We start from the raw sequence: 12,605 nt of genomic DNA, 5'->3' as shown, positions 1-12,605 counted from the left end.
ATGGGGTTGGAGCCTCTGAGTCTCGCAGCAATTTTACTAACCTTCTAGTAGGAAGGTTCTGTAAATTCTGGATGTGAAAACGCAAACGGCCTCCCGAAGGAGGCCGTTCTCTAGACGGTCACGGCGCAGGCGCCGCGCACATCAAACGCTGTAGTACAGGTCGTATTCCAGCGGGTGAACGAAGGTACGGACCTTGATCTCTTCTTCGGACTTCAGCTCGATGTAGGCGTCGATGAAGTCGTCGGAGAACACGCCGCCCTTGGTCAGGAACGCACGGCCCTTGTCCAGCTCTTCCAGGGCTTCTTTCAGGCTACCGCAAACCTGTGGGATCTCTTTGGCCTCTTCAGGCGGCAGGTCGTACAGGTTCTTGTCGGCGGCATCGCCTGGGTGGATCTTGTTCTGGATACCGTCCAGGCCGGCCATCAGCAGTGCAGCGAAGCACAGGTACGGGTTGGCAGCCGGGTCCGGGAAGCGCGCTTCGATGCGGCGGGCTTTCGGGCTGGAAACGTAAGGGATACGGATCGAGGCCGAGCGGTTGCGGGCCGAGTAGGCCAGCATGACTGGGGCTTCGAAGCCTGGTACCAGACGCTTGTAGGAGTTGGTAGCCGGGTTGGTGAAGCCGTTCAGGGCCTTACCGTGCTTGATGATACCGCCGATGAAGTACAGGGCGGTGTCGGACAGGCCGGCATAGCCTTCGCCGGAGAAGGTGTTCTTGCCGTCCTTGGAGATCGACATGTGAACGTGCATGCCCGAGCCGTTGTCGCCGTACAGTGGCTTCGGCATGAAGGTTGCGGTCTTGCCATAGGCGTCGGCAACGTTGTGCACGCAGTACTTCAGGGTCTGGACTTCGTCAGCCTTGGTGACCAGGGTGTTGAACTTCACACCGATCTCGTTCTGGCCGGCAGTCGCCACTTCGTGGTGGTGAACTTCGATGACCAGGCCCATTTCTTCCATGGCGTTGCACATGGCGGTACGGATTTCGTGGTCGTGGTCGCACGGCGGAACCGGGAAGTAGCCGCCTTTGACGGCAGGGCGGTGGCCCTTGTTGCCGCCTTCGACGTCCTGGTCGGTCATCCAGGAGCCTTGTTCGGAGTAGATCTTGAACATCGAGCCGGAGATGTCCGACTTGAACTTGACCTGGTCGAAGATGAAGAACTCAGGCTCTGGGCCGACGAACACGGTGTCGCCGATGCCGGTGGTCTTCAGGAACTCTTCGGCACGCTTGGCGATGGCGCGTGGGTCGCGGTCGTAGCCTTGCATGGTGGACGGCTCGATCACGTCGCAGACCAGGATCAGGGTCGGCTCTTCGGTGAACGGGTCGAGCACGGCGGACGAGTCGTCCGGCAGCAGGATCATGTCGGAAGCTTCGATGCCTTTCCAGCCCTCGATGGAGGAGCCGTCGAACATCTTGCCAGCTTCGAAGAAGTCTTCATCCAGCGCATCGCGAGCCGGCATGGTGACGTGGTGCTGTTTGCCTTTGGTGTCCGTGAAACGCAGATCAATCCACTTGACGTCATGATCTTTGATGAGTTGAACCGACTTCGACATGTTGTCCTCCGGATGGTCTAGGGTGCGCTTGGCCGCTGCCCTGGAAAAAGGGTGTCGCCGGGCGCGGATAGTCGGCCAAGCTTACCTGCATCACAAGGGAGCAAATTGCATGCCAGTGCCCGAAAATGGCGAGGGCACCGTGAAAGTGGGCGTTTGCGGGCGTTTGGCGAGGGAAGTGAGTGGGGCAGTGCACTCATAAAAGGCATTTACTCGCGTTAATGCGTCATTTTGGTGCGCTTATTTGGATGTGATGCGTTTTTTGAGGGCCTCTTCGCGGGCAAGCCGGCTCCCACGGGTTACCGGTTGGCGCAGATCCTGTGGGAGCGGGTTTACCCGCGAAAGGGCCTTTGCAGGCTCCATCAATCCCGCCTGGAAAGCCCTCGAACAAACCTCTGATCAAAAGTTGCTCAAACCTCGAGCCATTTCCGCTATAATTCGCGCCCCTCATTTTCGGCAGGCCCCGGGCGCGCTGTTAACCCAATGAAACTTATCGTCAAAGTCTTCCCAGAGATCACCATCAAGAGCCGGCCGGTGCGCAAGCGCTTCATCCGCCAGCTCGGCAAGAACATCCGCAACGTGCTCAAGGATCTGGATCCGGAGCTCGTGGTCGATGGTGTCTGGGATAATCTCGAGGTGGTCACCCGCATCGACGACGAGAAAGTCCAGCGCGAGATGATCGAACGCCTGACCTGCACCCCAGGGATCACCCACTTCCTGCAGGTGCAGGAGTATCCGCTGGGCGACTTCGACGACATCGTCGACAAATGCAGGCAGCACTTCGGTCACCTGCTGGCCGGCAAGCGCTTCGCCGTACGCTGCAAGCGCGGCGGCCACCACGACTTCACCTCGATGGACGTCGACCGCTACGTCGGCAGCCAGCTGCGCCAGCAGTGCGGCGCCGCCGGCATCGACCTGAAGACCCCCGAAGTGATGGTGCGCATCGAAATCCGCGACCAGCGCCTGTACGTCATCCACAACCAGCACAACGGCATCGGCGGCTACCCGCTGGGTGCGCTGGAGCAGACGCTGGTGCTGATGTCCGGTGGCTTCGACTCCACCGTGGCGGCCTACCAGATGATGCGCCGCGGCCTGATGACCCACTTCTGCTTCTTCAACCTCGGTGGCCGTGCCCACGAGCTGGGCGTGATGGAAGTTGCGCACTACCTGTGGAAGAAATACGGCAGCAGCCAGCGCGTGCTGTTCATCAGCGTGCCGTTCGAGGAAGTGGTCGGCGAGATTCTCGGCAAGGTCGACAACAGCTATATGGGCGTGACGCTCAAGCGCATGATGCTGCGTGCCGCGGCGCGCATGGCCGATCGCCTGGAAATCGACGCCTTGGTCACCGGCGAGGCGATCTCGCAGGTTTCCAGCCAGACCCTGCCCAACCTTGCGATCATCGACTCGGCCACCGACAAGCTGGTGCTGCGTCCGCTGCTGGCCAGCCACAAGCAGGACATCATCAATACCGCCTACCAGATCGGCACCGCCGATTTCGCCAAGCACATGCCCGAATACTGCGGTGTGATCTCGGTGAACCCGACCACCCATGCCAAGCGCCACCGCATGGAGCATGAAGAGAAGCAGTTCGACATGGCGGTGCTCGAGCGCGCCCTGGAACGCGCCAAGCTGATCTCCATCGACCACGTGATCGACGAGTTGGGCAAGGATATCGATATCGAGGAAGTGGCCGAGGCGCTGCCAGGTCAGATCGTCATCGACATCCGTCACCCTGACGCCCAGGAAGACGAACCGCTGCAGATCGACGGCGTCGAGGTCCAGGCACTGCCGTTCTACGCGATCAACAGCAAGTTCAAGCAGCTCGATGCCAACCGGCAGTACCTGCTTTATTGCGACAAGGGTGTGATGAGCCGTCTGCACGCACACCACCTGCTCAGTGAGGGACATGCCAATGTGCGTGTTTATCGTCCGGCATAAGACGCCAGGGCTGTATGGCGGCAGCATCCGCCATCGCCCTCCCGACCTGCGGGCCCGCTGAGCCTTTTACCTTCATATTGGCCGCCTAGACTGGCGGCAAACCGAATCCTCTGCACGAGATACAGTTGTGATCGAAAATCTGCGTAACATCGCCATCATCGCCCACGTTGACCATGGTAAAACCACCCTGGTCGACAAACTCCTGCGCCAGTCCGGCACCCTGGAGCGTAACGAGCTCAACGACGAGCGCGTCATGGACTCCAACGACCAGGAAAAAGAGCGCGGCATTACCATTCTGGCGAAGAACACCGCCATCAACTGGAACGGCTACCACATCAACATCGTCGACACCCCCGGCCACGCCGACTTCGGTGGCGAGGTTGAGCGTGTAATGTCGATGGTCGACTCGGTGCTGCTGCTGGTCGACGCCCAGGACGGCCCGATGCCGCAAACCCGCTTCGTAACCAAGAAAGCCTTCGAAGCCGGCCTCAAGCCAATCGTCGTGATCAACAAGGTCGACCGTCCGGGCGCGCGTCCTGACTGGGTTCTGGACCAGATCTTCGACCTGTTCGACAACCTCGGTGCCACCGACGAACAGCTGGATTTCAAAGTCGTCTACGCTTCGGCCCTGAACGGCATCGCCGGTCTGGACCACACCGAAATGGGTGAGGACATGACCGCGCTGTACCAGTCGATCGTCGACAACGTACCTGCGCCGAACGTTGACCGTGAAGGTCCGTTCCAGATGCAGATCTCCGCTCTGGACTACAACAGCTTCCTCGGTGTTATCGGCGTTGGCCGTATCGCCCGTGGTCGCGTCAAGCCGAACACTCCGGTTGTCGCCATCGACACCGACGGCAAGAAGCGCAACGGCCGTATCCTCAAGCTGATGGGCCACCACGGCCTGCACCGCGTCGACGTCGAAGAAGCCCAGGCTGGCGACATCGTCTGCATCAGCGGTTTCGACGAGCTGTTCATCTCCGACACCCTGTGCGCCCCGGACGCGGTAGAGGCGATGAAGCCGCTGACCGTCGACGAGCCAACCGTTTCGATGACCTTCCAGGTCAACGACTCGCCGTTCTGCGGTAAAGAAGGCAAGTTCGTCACCAGCCGCAACATCAAGGATCGTCTGGACAAGGAGCTGCTGTACAACGTAGCCCTGCGCGTTCAGGAAACCGACTCCCCTGACAAGTTCAAGGTATCGGGCCGTGGTGAGCTGCACCTGTCGGTTCTGATCGAAACCATGCGCCGCGAAGGCTTCGAGATGGCTGTAGGCCGTCCTGAAGTGATCATCCGTGAAGTGGACGGCGTGAAGCAGGAACCGTTCGAGAACGTCACCATCGACATCCCTGAAGAATCCCAGGGCAAGGTCATGGAAGAGATGGGCCTGCGTAAGGGCGACCTGACCAACATGGTCCCGGATGGCAAGGGCCGTGTGCGCCTGGAATACAACATTCCGGCCCGTGGTCTGATCGGTTTCCGTAACCAGTTCCTGACCCTGACCAACGGTGCAGGCATCCTGACCTCGATCTTCGATCGCTACGACACCATGAAGTCGGGCCAGATGTCCGGTCGTCTGAACGGTGTTCTGGTTTCGGTCGAGACCGGCAAGGCCCTGACCTACTCGCTGGAAACCCTGCAGGCGCGCGGCAAGCTGTTCGTCGAGCACGGCCAGGAGATCTACAACGGTCAGATCATCGGTCTGAACAGCCGTGACAACGACCTGGGCGTGAACCCGACCAAAGGCAAGAAGCTCGACAACATGCGTGCTTCTGGCAAAGACGAAGTCATCGCCCTGGTTCCGCCGGTTCGCCACACCCTCGAGCAGGCCCTGGAATTCATCCAGGACGACGAGCTGTGCGAAGTGACGCCGAAGTCGATCCGTCTGCGCAAGAAGATCCTGGACGAAGGCGAGCGCACCCGCGCTGCCAAGAAAGCCAAGAACTGAGTTAGCTCAGGCTGAATGAAAACGCCCCCGGTCGAAAGGCCGGGGGCGTTTTTTTTGCCTGCAGGATTTGCGCTGACCATTTCGCGGGCAAGTCGGGGCGCCGAACCGCCGCTCCCACAGGGATAGGGCAATGCCCGAGGCCTGCGCAGCACCTGTGGGAGCGGCGGTTCGGCGCCCCGACTTGCCCGCGAAGAGGCCCGTACCGGCGCTACAGGCCTATCGCCCAACCACCTTGGGCTTGTACGCGCAATACCCCGGTCGCGGTCCGACCTTGGGGTGGTTGCGACAGGTGTCCGGGCGCTTGTCATAAATGGTGCACAGCCGGCTCTTGCGGTCCAGATACATGCAATCGTCGTTGCTCATCCGGGTCAGGGTGAAGATGCCCGACTTCTGGTTGAAGCGTTCGATGATGCCTTCTTTCTGCAGGCGCTTGGCAACGTTCTTCGGCGGCTCGTCCTTCTCGAACTCGTCCACCACGCCGATGCGGATCAGATCCTTGATCTTCACCTCCACGGGCAGGGTGCAGCAGGTCGAATGGCAGCCATGGCACATGCTGCTGGTGTAGCGCTGCCAGGTTTCCAGGCGGTCGACTTCGGCGGCGGCGATCAGGGTCGGTTTCATTTTAATAGTGGGCGGATCACGGTCTTGGGGCGCGCGATCATACCGGAGTTGTTCAATTTGTGAACAACCTTTTGCCGGAATCGCCAAGGCGGCATGAAAACTGCGAACCGAGCCTGTCACTCCCTGTCGAAGGGTCTAGTCTCTTCAATCTCCCTCCGTATTCGTCAACTTGCCCGAGGATGCCGCATGTCCCAGGAACCCAAAGCTCGTGACGCCGAGGTGGCCGCGTTTCGCGCCGCTGTACTGGACAAACTGACCTACGCGGTCGGCAAAGACCCGGAACATGCCTTCGACCATGACTGGTTCGAAGCCATCGCCCTGGCCGCCCGCGATCACATGGTCGACCACTGGATGGACCACACCCGCCAGGCCTACCGGCGCAGCCAGAAGCGGGTCTACTACCTCTCCCTGGAGTTCCTCATCGGCCGGCTGCTGTACGACAGCCTGAGCAACCTGGGCTATCTGGAAATCGCCCGTGAAGCGCTCGAGGGGCTGGACGTGGACCTTGAGCGCATCCGCCTGCTCGAGCCCGATGCAGCGCTGGGTAATGGTGGCCTGGGACGGCTTGCGGCGTGCTTCATGGAAAGCATGTCGACCCTCGGCATCGCCGCCCATGGCTACGGTATCCGCTACGAGCACGGGCTGTTCCGCCAGGCCATCGTCGATGGCTGGCAGCAGGAGCAGACCGAGAACTGGCTGGACTTCGGCAATCCTTGGGAATTCGAGCGCGCCGAGGTGATCTACCCGATCAGTTTTGGCGGCAGTGTCGAAACGCTGCACGATGCCCATGGTGCTGCGCGGCAGGTCTGGACGCCGGGCGAAACCGTTCGTGCAGTGGCCTACGATACGCCGGTGGTCGGCTGGCGCGGCTCCAGCGTCAATACCTTGCGCCTGTGGCGTGCCCGGGCGCTCGAAGAGTTGCACCTGGAGCGCTTCAATGCCGGCGATCACCTGGGGGCGGTGGCCGAAGTGGCGCGGGCCGAAAGCATCTCGCGGGTGCTTTATCCGGCGGACAGCACCGAAGCGGGGCAGGAATTGCGCCTGCGCCAGGAGTACTTCTTCGTCTCCGCGTCGCTGCAGGATCTGCTGCGACGTCACCTGAACATGCACGATGACCTGCTCAACCTGCCGGACTCGGCGGCGATCCAGCTCAACGACACCCACCCCTCGATCGCCGTCGCCGAGCTGATGCGCCTGCTGGTCGACCAGCACGGGATTCCCTGGGAAAAGGCCTGGGAGCTGACGGTCGGCACCCTGGCCTACACCAACCACACCCTGCTGCCCGAGGCCCTGGAAACCTGGCCTGTGGCGCTGATGGAGCGCATGCTGCCGCGGCACATGCAGATCATCTACCTGATCAACGCATACCACATCGACGCGCTGCGGGCCAAAGGCTTGCACGACTTCGACGTGCTGCGCGCGGTGTCGCTGATCGAGGAGGACAACGGCCGCCGTGTGCGCATGGGCAACCTGGCGTTTCTCGGTTCGCACAGCGTCAACGGCGTGTCGGCGCTGCACAGCAAGTTGATGAAGAGCACGGTGTTCGCCGAGTTGCACAAGCTGTATCCGCAACGGATCAACAACAAGACCAACGGCATCACCTTCCGCCGCTGGCTGTACCAGGCCAATCCGCAGTTGACCGGCATGCTGGTCGACGCCCTGGGCGCCGAGGTGCTGGACGATCCGGAGGGCAAGCTCAAGGCGCTGGCGCCTCATGCCGATAAAGCCACCTTCCGCAAGCAGTTCGCAGCCCAGCGCCTGCACAGCAAGCGCGCACTGGCGAGCATCATCCAGGACCGCATCGGCGTGACGGTCAACCCCGAAGCGTTGTTCGACGTGCAGGTCAAGCGTATCCACGAGTACAAGCGCCAGTTGCTCAACCTGTTGCATACCGTCGCGCTGTACCAGGCCATGCGCAATGACCCCGGCACCGCTTGGGCGCCGCGGGTGAAGATCTTCGCCGGCAAGGCGGCAGCCAGCTATCACCAGGCCAAGCTGATCATCAAGCTGACCAACGACATCGCCCGGGTGGTCAACAACGACCCCACCGTGCGCGGGCTGCTCAAGGTGGTGTTCCTGCCCAACTACAACGTCAGCCTGGCCGAGAGCATCATCCCGGCGGCCGACCTTTCCGAGCAGATCTCCACTGCCGGGTACGAAGCGTCCGGTACCAGCAACATGAAGTTCGCCCTCAACGGCGCGCTGACCATCGGCACCCTCGACGGCGCCAACGTCGAGATGTGCGAGCAGGTTGGCGCGGAAAACATGTTCATCTTCGGCCTGACCGCCCAGCAGGTCGAGGCGCGCAAGCGCGCGGGCGATTTCGGTGCGGCGGCTGCCGTGGCAGCGTCGGGGCGCCTTGGCGATGTCCTGCAAGCGATCCGCAGCGGTGTGTTCTCGCCGGATGATCCAGGGCGCTATGCCGGACTGATCGACGGCCTGGTGGCCTATGATCGCTTCCTGCTGTGTGCCGATTTCGATGCGTACTGGGATGCCCAACTGCGGGTCGAGGAGCTGTGGCATACGCCGCAGGAGTGGTGGCGCATGGCGGTGCTCAATACCGCACGGATGGGCTGGTTCTCGTCGGACCGGACCATTCGCGAATATGCCACTGAGATCTGGAAGGCATTGGATTAGCAGGGTGTCAGTTCCGGCCCGGTCGCAGGGCAAGCCGCTCCTGCAAAGGACGGCGCTGGCCCTGTAGGAGCGGGCTTGCCCCGCGATGGGGCCGCCGCCGACCAACTGCCTGAACTCATCGCCCGAACCACCGTCTGATCCGCCAGGCGAGTCTCTTCGCTCGCTAGGCTGCCACTCTCCCTGTAAACTGCGGGGGTTTTTCTACCCCTTTCCACTTCGGAGCCATACATGTCCCGCGTTACCCTGAGTCGCTATCTGATTGAGCAGACCCGCAGCAACAACACTCCTGCCGATCTGCGCTTCCTGATCGAAGTGGTGGCGCGCGCGTGCAAGGAAATCAGCCACCACGTGTCCAAGGGCGCCCTGGGCGGCGTGCTGGGCAGCATGGGCACCGAAAACGTGCAAGGCGAAGTGCAGAAGAAGCTCGACGTCATTTCCAACGACATCCTGCTCGAGGCCAACGAGTGGGGCGGCCACCTGGCCGGCATGGCGTCCGAAGAAATGGACAACGCCTACCAGATCCCGGGCAAATATCCCAAAGGCGCCTACCTGCTGGTCTTCGACCCGCTGGACGGCTCGTCGAACATCGACGTCAACGTCTCGGTCGGTACCATCTTCTCCGTGCTGCGTTGCCCGAACGAGTACCTGAGCCAGAACGAAACCCTCAACGAAAACGCCTTCCTGCAACCAGGCACCCAGCAGGTCGCCGCCGGTTATGCGATCTACGGCCCGCAGACCATGCTGATCCTCACCCTGGGCAATGGCGTCAAGGGCTTCACCCTGGACCGCGAACTGGGCAGCTTCGTCCTGACCCACGAGAACATCCGCGTTCCGGAAACCACCGCCGAGTTCGCCATCAACATGTCCAACCAGCGCCACTGGGAAGCCCCAGTGCAGCGTTACGTGGGCGAGCTGCTGGCCGGTGAGACCGGGCCGCTGAAAAAGAACTACAACATGCGCTGGATCGCCTCGATGGTGGCCGACGTGCACCGCATCCTGACCCGTGGCGGCCTGTTCATGTACCCGCGCGACGCTCGAGAGCCGAGCAAGCCGGGCAAGCTGCGCCTGATGTACGAAGCCAACCCGATGTCGTTCATCATCGAGCAGGCCGGCGGCGCATCGACCAACGGTTACGAGCGCATCCTCGACATCAAGCCTGAGAGCCTGCACCAGCGCGTGTCGGTGATCCTGGGCTCGAAGGAAGAGGTCGAGCGCGTCACCGCCTATCACAAGGAGTAAGTCATGCTCGCACCTTGGCAGCCGTTGCTGGAATGGTGGTTCGGTTGGGGCACCAATGCCCAGGCCGTGGCTGACGAGAAAAACACCCGCTGGTTCGGCAAGCATGACGATGCCGAGGCCCAGGCACTGTTCGGCGATCTGGTCGAGCAGGCCCTGGCGGGTGGGCTCGATGAGTGGCAGCAGAGCCCGCAGGGCTGGTTGGGGTTGTTGATCCTGCTCGACCAGTTGCCGCGCATGATCTACCGCGACACACCGCGCGCCTTCGACGGCGACCGGCGTGCCCAGGTGGTGGCCATGCAGGGTTTGCAGAAGGGCTGGGACTATCAGCTGCTGCCGATCCAGCGCGTGTTCGTGCTGCTGGTGCTGGAGCACGCCGAGGTGCTGGATTGGCAGAACCTGTGCGTGGAGCGCTACCAGGTCTTGCTGGACGAGCAACCCGAGGCCAATCGCCGGTTGTTCGAAGGTTTCCTGGACTATGCCGAGCAGCACCAGCGGGTGATCGCGCGGTTCGGGCGTTTCCCGCATCGCAACCTGATGCTGGGGCGGCCGAGTACCAGTGAAGAGATGGACTTCCTGCTGGAGCCGGGTTCCCGGTTCTGAATCAGCGGCGCCTTCTTCGCGGAGTTATCCGCGAAGAAGGCGCCGCCGAACCTTATATCCTGAAACTCCCCACCAACTGCTTCAACCGATCGACCTGATGCTCCAGGTCGTTGCAGGCACGCAAGGTGCTCTGCAGGTTCTGCACTCCTTGCTGGTTCAGCGTATTGATCTCGGTGATGTCGACATTGATCGACTCCACCACTGACGTCTGCTCTTCGGTCGCCGTGGCCACCGACTGGTTCATGCCGTCGATCTCGCCGATGCGCTGGGTCACGCTGCCCAGGCGGTCGCCTGCGCGGTTGGCGATCTCGACGCTGTGATCACTGTGCTGCTGGCTCTGGTTCATGGTGCTCACCGCCACTTGCGCGCCGGCCTGCAATTCCTCGATCAGCCCCTGTACCTGCTGCGCCGACTCCTGGGTGCGGTGCGCCAGGTTGCGCACTTCATCGGCCACCACGGCAAAACCACGCCCTGCCTCGCCGGCCCGCGCTGCTTCGATGGCGGCGTTGAGCGCCAGCAGGTTGGTCTGCTGGGAGATACCGCTGATCACGTCGAGAATCTGGCCGATGTTCGCGGTATGGGCGTTGAGCGTCTCGATATTGCCGCACGAATCGCTGATTCGCGCCGACAGCTTGTTCATCACATCGATGGTCTGGCCAACCACCTGCTGGCCTTCCGCGGCCAGGTCGCGGGCGTCGCTGGAGTGCTGCGAGGCGAGGGCGGCGTTCTGGGCGATCTCCTGGGCTGCGGCGCCCAGCTGGTTGATCGCCGCCGCCACGCTGCTGGTGCGGCTGGACTGCTGGTCGGCGTTGTCGATGGAGGCGTTGGATGCACTCACCACCTGCTTGGCCACGGCGTTGACCTGGCCAGTGGCCGAAGCCACTTCGCGGATCGACTCGTGTATACGCTCGACGAAGCGGTTGAACGACTGCCCCAGGCTGCCGAATTCGTCCTGCCCGTGGATGGTCAGGCGCCGGGTCAGGTCGCCTTCGCCCTCGGCGATATCGCGCATGGCTCGGCCCATCACGTGCAGCGGCTCCATCAGCACACGAATCAGCAGGCCCAGCAGGGCGATGATCACCACCACGGCAATCAGCGTGGCCACCACCGCCGAGGTGCGCAGTTCGCCGAGCATGGCGAAGGCAGCATCCTGGTCCAGGACCAGTGCGACGTACCAGTCCGCCGGCACGCCATCGACGTGGGTGAAGCTGATGAACTGGCTGCGACCGTCTGCCTCGACTTCGGCCAGCCCCTTGCCGATGCGCGGGGTGTTGTTGGGGTAGACGTCTGCCAGGGTCTTGAGTGCCAGCTCGGCCTTGGGATGGATGAGGATCTTGCCTTCGCCGTTGACGATGAAGGCGTGGCCCTTGCCGCCGAAGTCCAGGGCGTTGACCAGGTTGCTGATGGTCTGCAGGTCGGTGTCGACGCCGCTGACGCCAATCAGTTGGCCGGCCTGCTGCACGGGCGTGGCAAGGGTGATCACCAGCTTGCCGGCCGACGCCGAGATGTAGGGCTCGGTGATGATGGTCTGGTTGGCGGCGCTGGCGGCCTTGTACCAGCCGCGGGCGCGCGGGTCGTAGTCGGGGGCGCGATTGCCGGCCGGCACCGATTGCATACGGCCGTCCTTGCCGCCGAAGTAGGTGAGCTGGAAGTTGCTGGCGTAGACCGGCAGCGCCAGGCTGCGGTCAAGGCTGGCCTTTTCCGGGCCGTCCACGGCGACCTGCTGGCCCAACGACTGTAGCAACTGGATGCGGCTGTCGAGCCAGGTGCGGATATTGCCCGCGGTGAGGTTACCCAGTTCCTGCAGGTTGGTTTCGGTATCACTGCGCAGCGACTGGCGCTGGCGATAGTCGTTGAACAGCACGAAGCAGGCGAAGGCGACGGCCACCACGAGTGCGGCGGCCACCAGGATCTTGTGGCTGAACTTGAGATTTTTTGTCATGTGCAAGGTCTGCGCAGGCATTTCGGGAGGAGGGTGCGGCAAAGGGCCACATCGCTGAATGCTATGTCGCCCGTGATGAATTAGCCATGAGAGATTTGTGACGGGACCCGACCAACGGCATGGTACGAAAGCAGG

The 12,605-nt window shown here is 62.1% G+C and carries 8 protein-coding genes and 1 pseudogene; 5 read left to right on the top strand and 4 right to left on the bottom strand.

Translation table 11 applies throughout. The features are described from left to right. Positions 1 to 141: 141 nt before the first annotated feature. Positions 142 to 1,548, bottom strand: coding sequence for a glutamate--ammonia ligase (glnA, locus tag ACTYOL_RS25765; protein WP_065863890.1), 1,407 nt, complete (start codon positions 1,546 to 1,548; stop codon positions 142 to 144). A gap of 480 nt (positions 1,549 to 2,028) precedes the next feature. On the opposite strand from glnA, the gene thiI reads away from it, so the two are divergent. Together thiI and typA are read left to right on the top strand one after the other, a co-directional pair. Continuing rightward, positions 2,029 to 3,483, top strand: a complete 1,455-nt coding sequence (gene thiI, locus ACTYOL_RS25760; protein ID WP_444757296.1) for a tRNA uracil 4-sulfurtransferase ThiI — start codon at positions 2,029 to 2,031, stop codon at positions 3,481 to 3,483. Positions 3,484 to 3,610: 127 nt separating this feature from the next. Beyond that, positions 3,611 to 5,431 (top strand): translational GTPase TypA, encoded by a 1,821-nt coding sequence (gene typA, locus ACTYOL_RS25755; RefSeq protein ID WP_054895282.1) that lies wholly within the window; start codon positions 3,611 to 3,613, stop codon positions 5,429 to 5,431. 216 nt (positions 5,432 to 5,647) lie between these two features. On the opposite strand, the gene ACTYOL_RS25750 is transcribed toward typA, so the two are convergent. After that, complete coding sequence (locus tag ACTYOL_RS25750; protein ID WP_054895281.1) at positions 5,648 to 6,052, bottom strand: YkgJ family cysteine cluster protein; 405 nt, start codon at positions 6,050 to 6,052, stop codon at positions 5,648 to 5,650. Positions 6,053 to 6,238: 186 nt separating this feature from the next. Here ACTYOL_RS25750 and ACTYOL_RS25745 point away from each other — a divergent pair, with 186 nt between their 5' ends. The 3 genes from ACTYOL_RS25745 (at position 6,239) to ACTYOL_RS25735 (ending at position 10,528) form a co-directional block, all read left to right on the top strand. Further along, positions 6,239 to 8,689: a glycogen/starch/alpha-glucan phosphorylase gene (locus ACTYOL_RS25745; protein WP_444757295.1), complete on the top strand. Its 2,451-nt coding sequence runs from the start codon at positions 6,239 to 6,241 to the stop codon at positions 8,687 to 8,689. Positions 8,690 to 8,917: 228 nt separating this feature from the next. Further along, positions 8,918 to 9,928 (top strand): class 1 fructose-bisphosphatase, encoded by a 1,011-nt coding sequence (locus tag ACTYOL_RS25740; protein ID WP_054895279.1) that lies wholly within the window; start codon positions 8,918 to 8,920, stop codon positions 9,926 to 9,928. A gap of 3 nt (positions 9,929 to 9,931) precedes the next feature. Continuing rightward, positions 9,932 to 10,528 carry a DUF924 family protein gene (locus tag ACTYOL_RS25735; RefSeq protein ID WP_054895278.1) on the top strand — a complete coding sequence of 199 codons (597 nt, stop codon included), beginning with the start codon at positions 9,932 to 9,934 and terminating at the stop codon, positions 10,526 to 10,528. A 52-nt stretch (positions 10,529 to 10,580) separates the two neighbouring features. On the opposite strand, the gene ACTYOL_RS25730 is transcribed toward ACTYOL_RS25735, so the two are convergent. After that, positions 10,581 to 11,306: a methyl-accepting chemotaxis protein gene (locus ACTYOL_RS25730; protein WP_370671317.1), complete on the bottom strand. Its 726-nt coding sequence runs from the start codon at positions 11,304 to 11,306 to the stop codon at positions 10,581 to 10,583. Between the two features lie 129 nt (positions 11,307 to 11,435). Next, positions 11,436 to 12,470 (bottom strand): annotated as a pseudogene (locus ACTYOL_RS25725) (HAMP domain-containing protein); the annotation flags it as partial. Positions 12,471 to 12,605 lie beyond the last annotated feature (135 nt).

Origin of the sequence: Pseudomonas sp. A014 (assembly GCF_052378495.1) — a bacterium.
Taxonomy (GTDB): Bacteria; Pseudomonadota; Gammaproteobacteria; order Pseudomonadales; family Pseudomonadaceae; genus Aquipseudomonas; species Aquipseudomonas machongensis.
The sequence above is the reverse complement of the archived record's forward strand: the minus strand, read 5'-3'. Positions and strand labels throughout refer to the sequence as shown.